Source organism: Modestobacter marinus (genome assembly GCF_019799945.1).
Lineage (GTDB): Bacteria > Actinomycetota > Actinomycetes > Mycobacteriales > Geodermatophilaceae > Modestobacter > Modestobacter marinus_B.
Map to the genome: position 1 here is coordinate 314,094 of NZ_JABGCH010000002.1, position 17,001 is coordinate 331,094.

20 protein-coding genes are annotated in these 17,001 nt (G+C 73.3%); 2 read left to right on the top strand and 18 right to left on the bottom strand.

The window, feature by feature from the left end:
* Positions 1-333 precede the first annotated feature (333 nt).
* The 16 genes from HK417_RS03370 to HK417_RS03440 all read right to left on the bottom strand — a co-directional run bounded on the left by HK417_RS03370 (position 334) and on the right by HK417_RS03440 (position 11,353).
* On the bottom strand, positions 334-561 hold the full coding sequence (locus HK417_RS03370) for a hypothetical protein (protein WP_261325744.1): 228 nt from the start codon (positions 559-561) through the stop codon (positions 334-336).
* Between the two features lie 124 nt (positions 562-685).
* Positions 686-1,471 (bottom strand): DUF6390 family protein, encoded by a 786-nt coding sequence (locus HK417_RS03375; protein WP_222263279.1) that lies wholly within the window; start codon positions 1,469-1,471, stop codon positions 686-688.
* A gap of 1 nt (position 1,472) precedes the next feature.
* Positions 1,473-1,727 carry a HypC/HybG/HupF family hydrogenase formation chaperone gene (locus tag HK417_RS03380; RefSeq protein ID WP_222263281.1) on the bottom strand — a complete coding sequence of 85 codons (255 nt, stop codon included), beginning with the start codon at positions 1,725-1,727 and terminating at the stop codon, positions 1,473-1,475.
* A 1-nt stretch (position 1,728) separates the two neighbouring features.
* Positions 1,729-2,223, bottom strand: coding sequence for a hydrogenase maturation protease (locus tag HK417_RS03385; protein ID WP_222263282.1), 495 nt, complete (start codon positions 2,221-2,223; stop codon positions 1,729-1,731).
* Entirely contained in the window at positions 2,224-2,571 is a 348-nt protein-coding gene (locus tag HK417_RS03390) for a hypothetical protein (protein WP_222263284.1), read from the bottom strand.
* A gap of 26 nt (positions 2,572-2,597) precedes the next feature.
* Entirely contained in the window at positions 2,598-2,843 is a 246-nt protein-coding gene (locus tag HK417_RS03395; protein ID WP_222263286.1) for a hypothetical protein, read from the bottom strand.
* Between the two features lie 8 nt (positions 2,844-2,851).
* The gene (locus HK417_RS27250) at positions 2,852-2,971 is read right to left on the bottom strand and encodes a DUF6893 family small protein (protein ID WP_439957900.1); all 120 of its coding nucleotides are present in this window, start codon (positions 2,969-2,971) and stop codon (positions 2,852-2,854) included.
* Complete coding sequence (locus tag HK417_RS03400; protein WP_222263287.1) at positions 2,968-4,299, bottom strand: hypothetical protein; 1,332 nt, start codon at positions 4,297-4,299, stop codon at positions 2,968-2,970. Before HK417_RS03400 ends, HK417_RS27250 begins: the two co-directional genes overlap by 4 nt.
* Positions 4,296-4,955, bottom strand: coding sequence for a DUF6084 family protein (locus tag HK417_RS03405; RefSeq protein ID WP_222263289.1), 660 nt, complete (start codon positions 4,953-4,955; stop codon positions 4,296-4,298). The genes HK417_RS03400 and HK417_RS03405 overlap by 4 nt, the downstream gene beginning before the upstream one ends.
* The gene (locus HK417_RS03410) at positions 4,952-5,617 is read right to left on the bottom strand and encodes a DUF5947 family protein (RefSeq protein WP_222263291.1); all 666 of its coding nucleotides are present in this window, start codon (positions 5,615-5,617) and stop codon (positions 4,952-4,954) included. Before HK417_RS03410 ends, HK417_RS03405 begins: the two co-directional genes overlap by 4 nt.
* Positions 5,614-6,546 (bottom strand): NifU family protein, encoded by a 933-nt coding sequence (locus HK417_RS03415; protein WP_222263293.1) that lies wholly within the window; start codon positions 6,544-6,546, stop codon positions 5,614-5,616. The genes HK417_RS03410 and HK417_RS03415 overlap by 4 nt, the downstream gene beginning before the upstream one ends.
* Before the next feature lie 10 nt (positions 6,547-6,556).
* The gene (locus HK417_RS03420) at positions 6,557-8,347 is read right to left on the bottom strand and encodes a nickel-dependent hydrogenase large subunit (RefSeq protein ID WP_222263294.1); all 1,791 of its coding nucleotides are present in this window, start codon (positions 8,345-8,347) and stop codon (positions 6,557-6,559) included.
* Between the two features lie 13 nt (positions 8,348-8,360).
* Entirely contained in the window at positions 8,361-9,428 is a 1,068-nt protein-coding gene (locus HK417_RS03425) for a hydrogenase expression protein HypE (RefSeq protein ID WP_222263296.1), read from the bottom strand.
* Between the two features lie 158 nt (positions 9,429-9,586).
* Positions 9,587-10,345, bottom strand: a complete 759-nt coding sequence (hypB, locus tag HK417_RS03430) for a hydrogenase nickel incorporation protein HypB (protein ID WP_222263298.1) — start codon at positions 10,343-10,345, stop codon at positions 9,587-9,589.
* Positions 10,346-10,373: 28 nt separating this feature from the next.
* Positions 10,374-10,721 carry a hydrogenase maturation nickel metallochaperone HypA/HybF gene (locus HK417_RS03435; protein WP_222263300.1) on the bottom strand — a complete coding sequence of 116 codons (348 nt, stop codon included), beginning with the start codon at positions 10,719-10,721 and terminating at the stop codon, positions 10,374-10,376.
* Between the two features lie 71 nt (positions 10,722-10,792).
* Complete coding sequence (locus HK417_RS03440) at positions 10,793-11,353, bottom strand: DNA-directed RNA polymerase subunit alpha C-terminal domain-containing protein (protein WP_222263301.1); 561 nt, start codon at positions 11,351-11,353, stop codon at positions 10,793-10,795.
* Between the two features lie 140 nt (positions 11,354-11,493).
* On the opposite strand from HK417_RS03440, the gene HK417_RS27255 reads away from it, so the two are divergent.
* Positions 11,494-11,898, top strand: a complete 405-nt coding sequence (locus HK417_RS27255) for a hypothetical protein (protein ID WP_222263303.1) — start codon at positions 11,494-11,496, stop codon at positions 11,896-11,898.
* 39 nt (positions 11,899-11,937) lie between these two features.
* Here the strand turns inward: HK417_RS27255 and HK417_RS03450 are convergent, their stop codons facing one another.
* Positions 11,938-12,315: an SHOCT domain-containing protein gene (locus tag HK417_RS03450; protein ID WP_222263305.1), complete on the bottom strand. Its 378-nt coding sequence runs from the start codon at positions 12,313-12,315 to the stop codon at positions 11,938-11,940.
* Between the two features lie 256 nt (positions 12,316-12,571).
* Positions 12,572-13,840 (bottom strand): AI-2E family transporter, encoded by a 1,269-nt coding sequence (locus HK417_RS03455; protein ID WP_222263307.1) that lies wholly within the window; start codon positions 13,838-13,840, stop codon positions 12,572-12,574.
* Between the two features lie 401 nt (positions 13,841-14,241).
* Here HK417_RS03455 and HK417_RS03460 point away from each other — a divergent pair, with 401 nt between their 5' ends.
* Positions 14,242-16,836, top strand: a complete 2,595-nt coding sequence (locus tag HK417_RS03460) for a LuxR C-terminal-related transcriptional regulator (RefSeq protein WP_222263309.1) — start codon at positions 14,242-14,244, stop codon at positions 16,834-16,836.
* Positions 16,837-17,001 lie beyond the last annotated feature (165 nt).

A 17,001-nucleotide genomic window follows, 5' to 3' on the forward strand; every position in this document is an offset into this window, starting at 1 on the left:
TACTTGCCGTTAACTATCCCAAGCGTAGAGCGATCAAACGGTTTCTCCCATAGGACGGCCATCACAGCCGCCGACGAGGCGCGCGGCCGCCGGCAGGCGAGGCTCTGGCGTGCGGGGTCATGCGTCCGGCCGCTTCCTCGAGTGGCGGAGCTCACGGCGAGGCGAGGACGCACTGCCGCCGAAGACATCCGCCCGCCGTGCCCTCGAGTGGGCAACGCGAGGCGTCTGCGGCGGCCGATCCGACGACTCAGGGGACATCGCTTCGACCGGCCCGACGCACCGCGACGGCGGGGTTCAGGCCGGGCCGGGAGGACGACCGCGGCGAAGGGACCGCTACTCGCTCGGCTGCGGGAGCGAGGGGCACTCGACCTGCGGATTGACGCCGAGGTAGTTCAGCGGCCCCGCCACGATCGTGATGATGATCGTGCTCGTCGAGGCGCAACTGGTGTCGCCGCTGGTGAAGTAGCCACGCTGGCCGGCCGCGAGCGCGCCGATGGCCAGCCAGACCAGCAGCAGGATCATCCCGATGCTGGTCCCCCGCCTGGACCTCGTTGTCCTCATGCGTGCTCCACTACCCCACGGCGACGTCCGCCACGCCGATCCGCACAACTGGAGACGTCCCGTCCCCCTGGGTCCTGTACCTGCTCGACGAGCAGGCGACGGACTGCACGGGTCGCTCGAGGCCTCAGCCGAGCAGAGCGGGCACCACGGACCGGGTGGCGCGGTCGTTGACGATCGCCAGGTGCCGCCGGGTGTACCCCTCCAGCCGCGCGACCTGCGGCGCGGTCAGCCGGTCGCAGATCCACTCCCAGTGCAGCGACACCCAGTCACCGGCCTGCACCGAGCCGGCCAGCCCGACGCCGTCGACCGACCGCACCGCCGTCTCGGCCTGCGGCGGGCCGAGACCCAACGTCTGCCCGTCCCAGGTCAGCGGACGGCTCTCCACCACGGCGTGGTCGCCCGCGACGCTCAGCACCCGGCCCCAGCGGATCCGGCACCGGTCCAGCACGGTCAGCGCCTGCGGCGCCTTGCGCCGGTCGGTCAGCAGCCCCGTGTAGGGGTAGATGCAGAAGACGGCGAAGCTGTGGTGCGGCACTCCCCCGGCCAGCACGCCCTCGGTGATGCTGCCGAACCGGGCACCGGTCATGCACCGGAAGCGGTCCTCCATCGAGTCGCCGACCGCGCGAGTGCCCACCCGGTCCAGCCGGGGCGTGCCGATCCAGTACGCCTCCACCACCCGGCGGTCCAGCGGGTCGGGCAGACCCGTCGCCCCGGCGATCAGCTCCAGGTACGGCCACGCCCCGGCGAACTGCCGCGCCATCGCCCGCAGCCCGCCGTCGTCCCGCCCGGCGACGCCGTACTCGAACAGCCCGCCGGAGTCGGCCGGCCCGCAGAACCCGTGGGAGTTGGGCGGGAACGCATACCGGGCGAACAGCACCGGGCCGGGGACGGCGGGTCGCAGCCCGGCCACGTCACTCGACCTGCTCCCCGGGGTCGCGGGCGCGGCCCATCAGCTCCAGGCCGCTCATCGCCTGCCCGGCCCCCGCCGCGTCGGTGGTCTCGACGGCGAAGCCCATGTGGATGAGCACCCACTGACCCGCCTGCGGCGGCTCGTCGAGCAGCCCGATGTTGACCCTGCGCGCCGCCCCCTCCACCTCGACGAGGGCGAGCTGGTCGCCGAAGCCCGGCACCATGCCGACCACCCGCCCGGGGATCCCGAGGCACACCTCAGCCCACCTCCGTCGGCCGGCGGTTCCCGGCCACCACGGCCCGCACCGTCTCCACGGCCACCGGGACGGCGGCCGCGACCGGCGGGGTCAACCCCATGCCCTCGCCGGTGTCGGCGACCTGGCAGCCGACCAGCAGGGTCCGCTCGGGAAGCCGGCCACCGAGCGCCGCCAGGGTGGCGAGCACGGTGGCGGGGTCCATGCCGTGGGCGTCGATCGCGGCGTGCCCGCCGTCGTCCGCCAGGATCTCCACCAGGGCCACGGTCCCGACCGCACCCCGGTCGGGCACCGCGTCCACCAGGACGACGGTGTCCCACGGGTCCACCAGGTCGTAGGACAGGTGCAGCCCGCGGATGCCGTAGTCGACCACCCGGACGCCGTCGGGCCAGGACAGCCCGGCCAGTCGCCGGGCCACCTCCGGACCGAATCCGTCGTCGGTGCAGAAGACGTTCCCGATGCCGGCGACCAGCACCCGGGCTGCCGCGGGAGCCGCCACCTACGACTCTCCCCCGTACTCCTCGAAGTCCTCCTCGCCGGCGTCCTCACCGCGCGGAGTGCCGGGGTGGTGGGCCGGTCCGACCGACGCCGGGCCGGGGACGCCGCCGGATGCCCCCTCGGCCGGCTGCTCCTCGGCCGGTGAGGCGACCGCGCCGCGGGGCGTGTCGGCCGGCTCGGGTGCCTTGCGCTGGGCGCTCTCGACCGGCCCGGTCGCGCCGCCGACGGTCACCCCGCCGCGGTGCATCGCCTGCTCGTCGGCGACGTCGGCGCTCTCCCGGCGACCCTCGTAGGGCGGCAGCACCCGGCCCTCGACGTCCGTCGGGCCCGGGTCGGGTGTGTTGGTCATCCGTACTCCGTCCGTGGTGCCGGTCGTCAGCCGGCCTGGTCGCCGGTCGGCAGGTCCGGAGCGCCGGGCTGGGCTCCCTGCGGGTCGACCGTCGTGTCGGTGTCCTCGGCCGGCCGGCCGCTGGGCCGGTCGACCGGCCCGCCGGCGGGCTCGTCGGAGCCGGTGTCCCGCGAGCCGGGAGCGCCGCGGGCGGACTGCGACTCCTCCTGCAGCTGGGTGCCCGGGTCGGTGCCGTCATCGGCGTCGACGATGTCCCGTCCTCGTCCGGTCATGGCCGCGCTCACATCCGCCGCATGGACAGGTAGCGCTTCACGTCCGGCACCGATCGGATGCCGATGACCACGGCTCCGGCCACGGCCACGCTCAGCAGCGCGGTCGTGAGCATGCCGATCACTCTCACGGCGGGGTCTCCTCTCGCTGGTCGACGTCCGGTGTCCCGACGAGGGGTTCGAGCTCGTCGGGGGCGAAGTACAGGTGGCGGCCGTACCAGTCGTGCAGCTCTGCCGCGGGGTCGTCGTCGACGGTGACGGCGACGTGCGTCGCGCCGTCGAGGTCGACGTGGACGGCGCTGACGGCGGCCTCCCGACCGGCGAGGAACATGTCCTGGGCGTCGGCCCGCCGCGACGGGCGCAGCCGTACCCGGCTGCCCCGCGCGATGCGCACCCCGGCGACCAGCACCGCGTCGGTCTCCGGCGAGACCGGCGCCGCGGCCTCCGCGGCCCACCAGTCGTCGCCGGTCAGGGCCGGGTGCGGGTCGCGGAGGATGCCGTGCAGGCGCTGGAGCTCCACCGGGGTCAGCCGGTCGCAGCGGTCGATGATGGTCGCGGCCCGGGGGTCGGTGGCCCGGGCCGCCGCCTTCTCCTCCTCGGTCAGCGTCATCACCCGCAGGGTGAGGATCTCGTCGATCTCGGTGGAGTCGAACAGCGCCCCGGCGCTCTCCGGGGCCACCGCCGGGTGGTCGTACAGGATGATCGGCGAGGCCAGCACCACCTCGGACTCCTGACCGCCGCCGCCGGCGAGCACCGGCCAGCAGCGGTGCTGACGGCAGCGTCCCGCGGCCGCCCGCGCGTCCGCCGGCGGGTCGAGCAGCGAGACGAACCGCGCTCCCCCGGCCACCAGCAGCAGGTGCGCGCCGAGCAGCGACGAGGCCAGCGCCGCGTCCCGGTCCGCGACCCGGTCCCCGGTGTTGGCCACCCGGACCTCCAGCCGCAGCAGCGGGCCGTCGTCGTCCGCGCGCAGGGAGACCGCCGCCCGCAGCGGCCCGCGCCGCCGGACCAGCCGGCCGCCCGGCACCGGCTCGACGTCCTCGCCGCCGGGCACGAGGACGGTCCGGTCGACCCCCCGGCGCAGCTCGTCCACGGGCACCGGGCCGAGCTCCCGCTCGACCGCGACCGCCTCGTCCCAGGTCGTCCACACCCGGTCGCCGGCCCGCAGCTCGCCGACCTCCTCGACGGTGCCGTCCGCGTGGGCCCGCTCGGCCTGCCGGCGCTGCAGCTGGAGGCAGCGCAGGTGCACGGTCACCGTCACCGGGCCGGGCCCGGCGCGCAGCAGGCACTGGACGGCGAGGTCCGGTTCCTCTCCCACCCCGGCCTCGGCGGCTCCCGGCGGGCCGAGCACGCCGAACTGCCACCGCACCTGGTTCTTGGCCGCCGTGGACCGGTAGGGGTACAGCAGGTACCCCTCGTAGAGGACGGCGTCCGCGGCGAGCCGCGCCAGCGCGAGGGTCATGGCCCGGCCGGCTCCCCCGCCGGCTGCCCGGCCTCGGCGAGCAGCGTGGTCACGACGTCGTCCCAGCTGGTCAGGCCGCGCCGGGACCGGTGCTGCGCGAGGGCGTCGACGGTGTCCCGGCGCATCCGCACCCACTCGCTGCCCGGGAAGTGCGCCTCCATCAGGTCGCGCCACACCGCGACCGGCAGCCGGTACCGCGCCTCCGCCTCCCAGGACACCGGGGTGACGGCGAAGCCGGTGGCGCCGCGGCCGAAGACCGTCCCGCTGAACAGGAACAGCAGCGGCACCTCGCCGTCCCGCAGCCCGTGCAGGTAGGGAGTGCCGGCGACGTCGAAGTCGTACGTGCACGGCAGGACCAGCTGCAGCTCGGTGGCGCCGGTGAACCCGGGAGCCACGGTGGAGGTGTGCAGCCAGGAGAAGGGCCGCAGGGTCTGCGCGAACCGCGACCGGTCGCCGAACAGGTCCCGCAGCGCCCGTTCCTCCTCGTCGTCGTAACGCCGTCGCTGCGGCTCGATCCGCACCTGCGCCCGCAGGGCCAGGGCGTGCACCGGCTCGCCGGTGCCCTCCTCCACCCGGACCCGGGCGAGCAGGTTCGGCGTGACCGCGTACGGCTCGGGCACCACGTCGAGGACGGCGAAGGACAGCTGCGGGGTCACGGCGCTGCCCCTTCCGCCGCGCGCGTGCTGCGATCGGCCAGGTCGGCGAAGAAGGCGTCGAGCAGGGCGCGGGCCTCCGAGCCCCCGTCGAACCCGCGCCAGGCCAGCCGGAGGGCACCGGCCAGCTCGTAACAGCGGTCGATCGGCACCACGTGGGCCGCGGTCCCGGCGCCGTTGCGGTCCGGCATGCGGACGATCAGTGCCTCGACGTCGGGGGCCATCCGCGCGAGCACCGGGTCGGCGGCCACCATCCGGTCCCAGGCGCCCAGCGGGAGCTCCGACTCGGTGGCCCCGGCCGGGCCGGGGTAGAACGCCACCGTCCGGTGCTCCACCGAGTTGGTGAAGAAGAACGCCAGCCCGACCGGGATCTCCAGCTCGTCCCACTGGCCGGCCGAGAGCGCGAGGCCGGGCACGGCGAGGTACCGGTCGGGCACCGCGCGGTAGCGCTGCTCGGCGGCCTCGGCGGTGAACAGCAGCGCGCACGGGCGGCACGCGCACAGCAGTCCGCGGCCGACCAGGTCCACCACGTGCGGGTGCTGCTCGCCGATCTCCTCGCCGCACATCTCGCACCGCTCCCGCGCGGCCGGCGCCGGCCGGTTCGCCCGCACCCGTGCCAGTACGGCGAGCGCATCGGCCCCGGGCCGCGGGCGGGCGCTGGTCACGTCCCCGCCCCGGCGGGGACGGCGAGCGCCACGCCGCCGTCGGTGACCAGCAGCGGGACCGGCTCCAGGTGGTCGGCGGTCCCGTCGAGCCCCCGGCCGGCGCGGCGGACGTCGTAGTGCGCCGCGCACGCCGGGCAGCGCAGCACCGCGTCCCCGGCGGAGCCGCCGAGCCGCCGCTCGACCAGCCCGCCGGCCAGGCTGCCGCCGCAGCGGGGGCAGCGGTCGCGGTAGGCGTACAGGTCGCCGGCGATCCGGGCGCCGACCACGGGGATGCCGGCCACGGAGAACGCGCCGAGCTGCCCCGGGGCCAGGTCGCCGAGCCCGTCCACCGCCGTCCAGGAGGCCTCGGCGGACGGGTGGTCGCCGTCCAGCCGCGCGCGCAGCGCGGCCAATGGGATGACCGTCCCGGCGGCGGGCGCCTCCTCCACCGCGATCCCGGTGACCTCGGGCGCGGCCGCCCGGACGGCGGTCTCCACGGCGAGGGTCAGGGTGACCGCGGACGACGGGCAGCCGTCGCAGCTGCCGAGCATCCGCAGCCGCACCACGCCGTCCCCGGTGACCCCGAGGAGCTCCACGTCCCCGCCGTGCGAGCCGAGGTAGGGGCGGACGCCGTCCAGGGCGCGCAGCACCCGGGTCCCGACGTCCTCCGGGTGCAGGCCGTGCACGGTGAGCAGGCCGGCCACCAGCTCGTCCGCCGCCAGCCGGTCGAGCAGGTCGTCGTCCAGCCGGCCGGTGTCGTGCAGGATCCCCAGCAGCCGTTCCAGCCCGGCGCCGTAGAGGTCGGCGACCAGCCGCACGAGCTCCTCGGCCCGCTCCCGGGCCACCCGTCCGCCGGCGGCGGCGGCCTCCAGCAGTGCCTCGATGCGCTCCCCGGTGGCCCCGAGGTCGAGCTCGCCGCCCTCGGGCGGGGCCCGGTCCGCCGCCGTCATGGTCGGCCGCTCACTCGCCGGTGACCGACTGGGTGGGCGAGTGGGTGAGTTCCAGCGTCTTCCCGTTCCCGAGGTACATGTGCACGCCGCACGGCAGGCAGGGGTCGAAACTGCGGACGGTGCGCATGATGTCGATCCCCTTGAAGTGCTCCCGGTCGTTCTCCTCGAAGATCGGCTGGCCCTGGACCGCGTCCTCGTACGGGCCCGGCGTGCCGTAGGAGTCGCGCGGGGCGGCGTTCCACGGGGTCGGCGGGTACGGGTGGTAGTTCGCGATCTTGCCGTCGCGGATGACCATGTGGTGGCTGAGCACGCCGCGGACGGCCTCGGTGAAGCCGCAGCCGATGGCCTCGTCGGGCACCTCGAAGGACTCCCACGTCTTGGTGTTGCCGGCCCGGATCTCGGCGAGCGCCTTCTCCGCGAAGTGCAGCGCGCAGGCCGCCGCGTAGGCCTGGAAGTAGGTGCGGGCCCGGTTCCGCTCGAGCGTGTTGCTCCACCGCGGGATGTGCCACTCCAGGGTCACCGGCCCCTTGAGCGCGGTCTTGGGCAGGTTGATCTGCACGCTGTGCCCGGTGGCCTTCACGTAGCCGATGTCGACCAGCTGGGCCAGCGCCGTGGACCACAGCCGGGCCAGCGGGCCGCCGCCGGTGTCCAGCGCGAGGTGGTCGCGGCCGTCGAACCAGCGCGGGCTCATCACCCAGCTGTACTTGTCGTCCAGGTCGCGCTTCTGCGGCCGGGGGTTGGTGTGCTGGTTCCACGGGTGCCGGACGTCGACCGGGTTGCCCAGCGGGTCCCGCTCGACGAAGACCTCCTGGCCGACCCAGTCCTCGTAGTAAGAGCTCCCGAGCAGGATCCGGATGCCCAGGTTGATGTCCACCAGGTCGGTGGTGACCAGCCTCCCGTCGACGACGACGCCCGGGGTGACGAACATCTTCCGGCCCCAGTCCGTCATGTCCCGGTACTCGAAGTTGCAGTGCTCCGGGTCCTGGAAGGAGCCCCAGCAGCCGAGCAGGGTCCTGCGGAGACCCACCTGCTCGTAGCCGGGCAGCGCCTCGTAGAAGAAGTCGAACAGGTCGTCGTGCATCGGCACGACCTTCTTCATGAACTCGACGTAGCGCATGAGCCGGGTCAGGTAGTCGGTCATCAGCTGGATCGTGGCCACGGTGCCGACCCCGCCGGGGTAGAGCGTGGAGGGGTGCACGTGCCGCCCCTCCATGAGGCAGAACATCTCCCGGGTCCAGCGGCTGACCTGCAGCGCCTCGCGGTAGAACTCGCCGGAGAACGGGTTCAGCGACCGCATGACGTCGCCGATGGTCCGGTACCCGTGGGCGTCGGCGTGGGGGGCCTCGGTCCGGTCGGCCCGCGCGAGGACGCCGGGGTTGGTCTCGGCGACCATCTTCTCGCAGTAGTCCACCCCGACCAGGTTCTCCTGGAAGATGTTGTGGTCGAACATGTACTCCGCGGCCTCGCCGAGGTTGACGATCCACTCCCCCAGGTGCGGCGGCTTCACGCCGTAGGCCATGTTCTGCGCGTAGCAGGAGCAGGTGGCGTGGTTGTCCCCGCAGATGCCGCAGATCCGGCTGGTGATGAAGTGCGCGTCGCGCGGGTCCTTGCCCTTCATGAAGATCGAGTAGCCGCGGAAGATCGACGAGGTGCTGTGGCACTCGACGACCTCCCGGGCGTCGAAGTCGATCTTCGTGTAGATGCCCAGGCTGCCCACGATCCGGGTGATCGGGTCCCAGGCCATCTCCACCAGGTTGGTGGTGGCCTCCCTGTCGACGATGCGGGGCTGGGTCACGGTCATCGTCTGCCGCCCTTCACCAGGTCCGCTCGGCGCCGGTCACGAGCTCGGGCGACGGTCGCCGCCAGCGGGGCTCGGTGTCGACGGTGCGGGTCGTGATGGTCCGCAGCCGCCGGATCGCCGCGCCGTAGGCCCCCGACGCGGCCGTCGAGAGCCGGCTGCCCGGCGGCTCGTCCATGAACGGCATGAACTTGTCGGGGAAGCCGGGCATGGTGCAGCCGATGCAGATGCCGCCGACGTTGGGGCAGCCGCCCACGCCGTTGACCCAGCCGCGTTTGGGCACGTTGCACTTCACCACCGGGCCCCAGCAGCCCAGCTTCACGATGCACTTCGGGGAGCCGTACTCGGTCGCGAAGTCGCCCTGCTCGTAGTAGCCGGCCCGGTCGCAGCCCTCGTGCACCGTGCGACCGAAGAGCCAGGTCGGCCGGAGGGCGTCGTCCAGCGGGATCATCGGGGCCTGCCCGGTGGCCAGGTAGAGCAGGTAGGTCAGGGTCTCGGAGAGGTTGTCCGGCTGGATGGGACAACCCGGCACGCAGACGATCGGGATCCCCGCCTTCGACTTCCACTCCCAGCCGAGGTGGTCGGGCACGCCCATGGCGCCGGTCGGGTTGCCGGCCATGGCGTGGATGCCGCCGTAGGTGGCGCAGGTGCCCGCCGCGACGATGGCGGTGGCCTTCGGGGCCAGCCGGTCCAGCCACTCGCTGGTGGTGATCGGCTGGCCGGTGGCCGGGTCGTTGCCGAACCCGCACCAGTAGCCCTCGTCCTTGATCGCCTCGTTGGGGATCGAGCCCTCCACGACCAGCACGAACGGCTCGAGCTCGCCGCGGTCGGCCTTGAAGAACCACTCGATGAAGTCGTCCGCCCCGCCCTTGGGGCCGCACTCGAAGTCGATCAGCGGCCAGTGGACCGCCACCTGCGGCAGGCCCGGCAGGGCACCGAGCGCGATCTCCTCGATGCTGGGCTGGGTGGCCGCGGTGAGGGCCACGGAGTCGCCGTCGCAGCTGAGCCCGGCGTTGATCCAGAGCACGTGGATCAGGGTGTCCTCAGCGGCCCGCGCGGCCTCTCGGGTGGATGCGGACGTCATGTCGCCACGCTTCCCGGGGCCTCGGCACGACCGGTGGGGCCACGACCCCTGACTGCCGCTGGGGGCCGGCTCTCGGCCCATGTGTGCGGGTAGGCGTGTGACTACGCTCACACCCCGGCCGTGTCAAGGAGCCCGGGGACGGGTCAGGTCCGCGGAGGTCAGCGGGCCACGAGCCAGTCACGCCACGGCTGCATCCCCTCCCCCGTGGTCACCGACAGCGGCAGCACGCGGACCCCGGGGTTGACCGACCGGCAGTGCTCCGCGAGCCGGTCGAGCCGCACGTCGACGTAGGGCAGCAGGTCGACCTTGTTGACCACGACCAGGTCGGCGAGCGCGAACATCGTGGGGTACTTCAGCGGCTTGTCCTCGCCCTCGGTCACCGAGACGACGACGACCCTGGCGGCCTCCCCGAGGTCGAACAGCGCCGGGCAGACGAGGTTGCCGACGTTCTCCACGAAGACCAGCGAGCCGGGCGCCGGGCGCAGCTCGGCCAGCCCGCGCGCCAGCATCGCGGCGTCGAGGTGGCACCCGGCGCCGGTGTTGATCTGGACGACGCGCGCTCCGGTGGCGCGGATGCGGTCGGCGTCCAGCCGGGTCTCCTGGTCCCCCTCGACCACCGCCACCGGCCGCAGCGGGCCGAGCTCGGTGATCGTGCGGCACAGCAGCGAGGTCTTGCCCGAGCCCGGGGAGCTCATCAGGTTCACCGCGACGACGCCCCGCTCGGCCAGCCACGCCCGGTTGTGCGCGGCGAGGTGGTCGTTCTTGGCCAGCAGCGCCGTCTCGATCTCCACCACGTCGCCGGTCGGGCCGGAGGGGTGCGGGTGGACGGCGATGTGCTCGTGCCCGCCGTGCTGGGAGGCGCCGGCCAGCACCTCGACCCGGACGTCGGACCCCCCGCATCCGCAGGTCCCGCACATCGTCGACCCCCTCCGCTGCCCGGCCGGCTCAGGTCACCGCGCGCCGCTCGGCGAGCACGACCGACACCACCGACAGCTCCCGCCCGGCGACCACCTCGACGTCGGCGCTGCCGCAGCCGCAGAGCAGGACCGGGTCGCGGAGGACGAAGTCCTGCCCACAGGTGCGGCAGCGGGCCCGCCCCTCGGGACGCTCGAACTCCAGCGCGGCGCCCTCCAGGGGCGTCCCCGCGGTCACCAGCTCGAAGCAGAACCGCATCGCGTCGGGCACGACCCCGGACAGCCGGCCCACCCGCAGCCGGACGCCGGCCACCGGGACGTCCCCGGTCCGCGCGGTGACGACGTCGACGACGCCCTGGGTGATCGCGAGCTCATGCATCGCACTCCTGCCCGTCCAGGGCCGGGACGCTACGCCGGGCGGCGGCGCGGGTGAAGGCCCCGCGACCGCCCCTACTGCCCGGCCAGCCGGCGCAGCGTGCGCAACGATTCCTCGGCCGACCAGAGCGCCAGCCGCCAGGGCGCGGTCGCGGCCGCACGGAGCAGCTCCGCGCCCAGCCGGCACAGGTCGGCGTACTCCGGAGTGCGCGGGCCGGCCGCCGGAGCGGCCGCGGACGTCGTCGGGGTGGGCCCGGCGGGGGGCGTCGTCGGGGTGGGCCCGGCGGGGGGCGTCGTCGGGGCGGCTCCGGCGGTAGGGGGCGTCGGAGCCGGCCCGGTCGCGGGCGGCGCCGGCGGGAGGAGCGCGTCCATGGCGGTGCGCCGTTGCGGCGCGCGCAGCGAGGCGAACGACGGGATCGCCGGGGAGGGCGGGCCCTCGTCGCGGGCCGGCTCGGGCACCACTTGCCGGATCGCCGCGATCATGCCGGCGCCCAGCCCCGGGACGGCGGCGAGCTCCCGCCGGGAGAGGACGGCGAGGTCGTCGACGCTGGTGATGCCGGCGCGGATGAGCGCGGAGACCGCCCGTCCCGGCAGACCCAGCTCCCGGATGTCGTCCCCCGGGGACCTGGTCGGCATGGCCCCAACCTAGCGCCGCCCCGGCGGGACGCGGCGGGGACCGGGCGCAACCGACGAGCCCGGACGGCACCCCGCCTGCCGCCCGGCATGGTCGACCGCCCGACCGAGCACACCGGCTGCCGGACAGGACTCCGGCCGCCGTGGAGGCCCAGGTCCTGGCGATGTGCTCGGCGCGCGCGCTCGGCCCAGCCCGGATCGGTCCGCTGATCGCGCTGGCGCCCTCGACGGTGCACGCGGTGCTGTACCGCGACGGCATGCACTGCCTGGCCTGGCCGGATCGGCCAACCGGTCAGCCGGTCCGCCGCTACGAGCGCGCCCGTCCCGGCGAGCTGGTGCACGTCGATGTCAAGAAGCTCGGCGCCATCCGCCCCGCCGGCGGCTGGCGCGCCCACGGCCGCGGCTCGGCCGAACACCACCACAGCCGCAGCGAGACCAACGCCGGCCGCCGGGTCGGGTACGACTACGTCCACTCCCTCGTCGATGACCACGCGCGACTGAGCCGCCACCTGCACCACCCCGCCCCAGCGAGCCGGACTAAAGGATGAGCACGTCGCTCACTCGCACGGCGCGTGTACCACGCACGCTCACACCAGCGCCTTGGTCTTGAGGGTCTCGTACTCCGGCTGCGAGATCACGCCGGCATCGAAGAGAGCCCGCGCCTGGGCGATCTGGTCGGTCGGGGTCTTCTGGCCTGCGACCTCCCTGATGTAGGCGTCCTGCTGCTGCCTCGACACCACGGCGCTGCGCAGCGCTCGCTCGGCCATGCCGCCACCCCGGGCGATGAGGTACACGAGCGAGGTGAGGAATGGCACGAAAATCAGGGCGACGATCCAGACCGCCTTCCCCAGGCCGGAGGTCTCCCTGTCGCGGAAGAGGTCACCGACGATCGAGAACATCACCATCAGGTAGGCCACGAAGGCGAAGCTGATGCAGATGAACCACACAACGTCCCAGAACGACATCGCTGATTCCCTTTCTCCGAAGGCGGAACCTCCTCAGGGCAGTCTGGGTCGGCGCGCGCTGGAGCACCTCATCCGCACCGGGTGACTCCGTATCCGCCGGACCAGTAGCCCCGCTCACCGTCCGGCGGCCGCAGCGACGCCATGCCTGCCTGGTGGTCCGGGAGGTGCCCCCGCCACATTCCCGCGACATGGGGTGCGGAGCATCGCCCGGACGGGGGAAAACGGGCACGCCACCGCCGGGCTCCCAGCTCCTCGGTCACGCCTCCCTGGGCGACGCGGCGTCCTCGGGGCGGGGTCTTGTTGTCCGCCAGGCGTCAGGAGCCGCGTCGGCGCCCGTGCGGAGGCGGCGGTAGCGCCGCGGCTCGCGGGGTGCCCGGTGCTCCGGGGCGAGGTTCCCGGCGAGCGCAGTGACCCAGCCTGCCGTCGGATCGACGTCCACGAGCAATGCCTTGGCCAGCAGCGTCAACGGGATGGCGAGCAAGGCTCCCAGCGGACCGAGCAGCCACGCCCAGAAGGCCAGGGCGACGAAGGTGGTGGTCATCGCCAATCCGACCGAGTCGCCCACGAACCGGGGCTGGATCAACGACTGCACGACGAAGTTGAGGACGCAGTAGACCCCGATGACCAGGAGCATTTCGGGGACGCCGAAGACCAGCAGGGCGAGGAGTGCGGGCGGGATGACACCGATGATGAAGCCGACGTTGGGGATGTAGTTGGTGATGAAGCTCAGCAGCGCCCACAGCACCGGCAGCGGGACGCCGATGAGTGCGAGCGCGGTCCCGTCGAGCACCGCGACCACGAGGCCGAACACCGTGGAGACGAGGAGGTAGCTCCGGGTGCCCTGCGCGAATGAGCGCAAGGCCGTGGCCAGTTCCGGACGATCGGTGGAGATGGCTGCCAGCCTTCGGTCGATGCCCCCGGCTTCCGCGCTGAGGAAGAGCATGAGGCAGAGCAGGAAGACCAGCGAGGAGAGCGTCCCCGACAGACCTGCGAGGAGTGTGCCGATCAGGGTCACGACCTTCTCTGGACTGACATTGCCCACCGCGTCCTGCAACTGGTCCGGCCCCACGCCGAACTGCGCGAGGCTGCGGGCCAACGACTGGAGGAGTTGAGCGGCCCGGTCGGCGTACTGCGGCAGGAGTGTGGCCAGGCGAGCCAGCGACACGATGACGACCAGCGAGAAGGCCACCAGTACGCCGACCACCAGCAGGACCAGGACGAGAGTGGTCAGCCAGGCGGGCCAGTTGTGGCGGCGCAGCCAGCTCTGCACCGGGCTGAGCGCTATCACGATGACGAGGGCGAGGAAGGCCGGCCCTATCAGCCAGGCAGTGGCACGGATCCCACCGAGCACGAGCACAGCTGCCCCCGCGCCGACCAGCATCACCAGTGCTCTGGGCAGGACCTGCCGTCGCCGGGGGTCGGTCGTTGACGGTGCGGCGGCCGTCGAAGACGCGGTCTGAGAGGACTCGGCCGGAGCTGCCGGGACCGGGATCGCGGCCTGACCTGCCGTCACAGGTGTCGTCATGGGCGCACCGTAGGACCGCCACACGAGTCTCCGACTCACCCTGTGATGGTGGAAGGGCGGCCCGGACAGCGGTGGCCTGAGCGAATCACCCGGACCGGATGAGGGGGATCGGTCCCTGCTCCCGGACCATGCCCCTGTGACGGACGCCTGGGGACTGACCGGCTACACGACCCGCACGTGGGACAGCGGCTCATGCTGGTGCACTCCGCCCCAGGAGGTCCTGGCCCCCTTGTCCAAGACACGCCAACGGGCAGAATGGACGTGCTGACTTCAAGTCTCACGAGGAGATCGGACGAAGCGATCACTCATCACGGCTCGTCCTGGTGGTCTGCGCCTGGCTGCGTACTCGTCATCGCCCAGTCTCGAGCGATTCAGTTGCCGCTCCGACGAGAGGAGGGGTGATGGGACACGTATCGCGGTCGAAGACGGCCGTTCCCCGCCTTCCGCCCGAGTTCGTCCACCGTCCTGCCCTGGTGACGGCTCTGGACCGCGGCGAGGGGCGGGCGCTCACCCTCGTCTGCGCCCCGCCCGGCTACGGCAAGACCCTCGTCCTGGCCGACTGGGCCCGCCGGCAGAGCGTGGCCTGCGCCTGGGTGACACTGAACGAGGAGGACGACGACCCGCAACGGCTCTGGGCCTCCGTACTCGCCGCACTGACGGCCTGCCCCGCTGTGCAGTCGTCGAGCCGGCTGCGGAGGCTGGTCGTGCCCCGGACGACCGTGGGCGTGGACTTCCTGACCGAGCTGATCGAGGCGCTCGCGGCTGTCCCGGCGCAACTACGGCTCGTGCTCGACGACGCCCACCATCTCCGCAGCTCGGAGACGCTGCACGGACTGCAGCTCCTCCTGCGCCACCGACCGACCACCATCCGACTGGTGCTGGCAAGCCGCTTTGATCCACCGCTTCCGGTGGCGCGGCTGCGCCTGGAGGAGCGGCTCTGTGAGCTGAGGACCGAACAGCTCAGTTTCACCGCTGATGAGACGGCGATTCTCGCGGGCCTCTGCGGGCTGCGCCTCACTGGCCGACAGGCCTCAGTGCTCCATGCACGAACCGGCGGATGGGTCGCGGGGATCCGACTCGCCGCCCTCGCTCTACGCGGTCACGCCGAACCCGACCTTTTCCTTGCCGCCTTCACCGGGGACGAGCGACCGGTCGCCGACTACCTCGCCGGCGAGGTGATCGCGAACATCTCGGACGAGGAGTGCGACCTGCTCCGACGGACGAGCATCAGTGACCCGATACCGGCACCGCTCGCCGCGGAGCTGTCTGGTCGGACCGACGCCGCGGACGTGTTGAGTGCGCTGGAACGCAGGACCGGACTGATCGTCACGTCCGGGGCGCATCGCACGGAGTTCCGGATCCAGGAACTGGTGCGCTCGTACCTGGCCGCTGACCTCTACCGCCACGGACCAGCCCAGGAAGCGCAGCTGCACCGGCAGGCAGCCGAGTGGTGGGCAACTCAGGGTCGCCCCCTCGAGGCCCTGCGCCATGCGGCACGAGCGGCCGACAGCACACTCGTGACAGCGCTCCTCCACCGCTGGGCACCCGAGCTCGTGGCGCGCGGTGAGCACACCGAACTGCGCCGCGCGCTGGCCGCGGCGGAAGGCAGCACCGCTGCCACCGACGACTGGCTACCCCTGGTGTCGGCACAGGTCCACCTCGCGGAGGGCGATCTACGCGCAGCACGGGCCGACGTCCGCCGCGCAGGGCCACCGGGCACAGACTGCAGCGACAGGGACCTCGCACACTTCCGTGTCGCCACCTCGCGACTGGTCGGGATGAGCGGCCCGGGCCCCGAATTCGCGACCGTACCTGCGGACCCCGCGCTGGCCGCGCTCGTGCTCGCCGGCCGGGGCGCCGCGGGGGTCGCCCCCGACGGAGGCGGTCGCCCGGCAGATGCAGCGGCCGCCCTCGGCGACCTCGAGACCGCCCTCGCCGTCGCGCGCGACCAGCATCTCGAGCTCCTGGAGCTCCAGTGCCTCTGCCTCATCGGCGCGGCAGCGGCGACCGCAGGTCATCACGGCCGCGCCGCCGCGGCCGCGGCCGCCGCGATCACCGCGGCCGCCGCACACGGGTGGCACGACTCGTCATGGTCGGCCGCTGCCCACGCGGTGCTCGCCCACGCCTCACTGATGCGCGCCGACCCCGCGCAAGCACTCCAGGTCGCGGTCGACGGACTGCGCATCAGCCCGGCCAGCCGGGATCCGACCATCCGCTTCGCCCTCCGCTGCGCCCGTGGCGGCGCGCTGTTGGACCTCGGTGACAGGACAAGCGGGCTCCTGGAGCTGCAGGAAGCGCACGCGCAGCTCGGCGGGATGACCATCCCCGCGCCGTTGGCAGCTTGCGCCTCGTTGTTCGAGTACCGCGCGGCCCTGCTGCTCGGCTCGTCCGCCGCCGCGGCGACGTCCATGAGCCGACTCGCCGCCGGCGGGGGCGCGGACGCAGAGCTCACCCTCATGCGGGCCTGGTCGGAGGCGGCCGCAGGGACCCCTCATGAGGCTCGCGCGACGGTCGTCCCGCTGCTCGAAGGCCGCTTGCAGCCCCTCCTGCACTGGACCGTCGTGGAGGCGTGGCTCATCGAGGTGTGGGCTGCATTGCGGTTGAACGACCATCCGGGCGCGCGGAACGCGCTGCAGGCCGCCCTCGTGCGCGCCGAGCCGCTGGACACCCTGCGCCCCTTCGCGCTTGCCGGTCATGGCCTGCGGGTCCTCTTGGTCGACCAGCTCGGCGGGGCCAGGGATCCCTCCGCCTTCGCCTTCCGATGTCTGTCTGCCCGACAGCGTGTGCGCCAGCCATCGGCTCCGCAGCTGAGCGCGCGTGAGCAGGACGTCCTCGCCCAGCTCCTCTCTTTGAGCAACCTCGGCGAGATCGCCGAGGACCTCGAGGTGTCGGTCAACACCATCAAGAGTCACGTCCGGGCGATCTACGGCAAGCTCGGCGTGAGCACGCGCCGGACCGCGGTCCTGACCGCACTCGAGCGCGGTCTGCTGACATGACCTCGGAACCACTCCGGCGTCCCCCCGGACCCCGAGGCGATGGCCGCTCTGAAGGGCGCGACACGTGTCCGTCGAGGCAGAAGCGGGTTCCCCCGAGGAGTAGGCGGCGACATCGCCGTCCGCGTACGACGCTCCATGGCCGCCTGCCCGCGTTCGCGGTCTCGG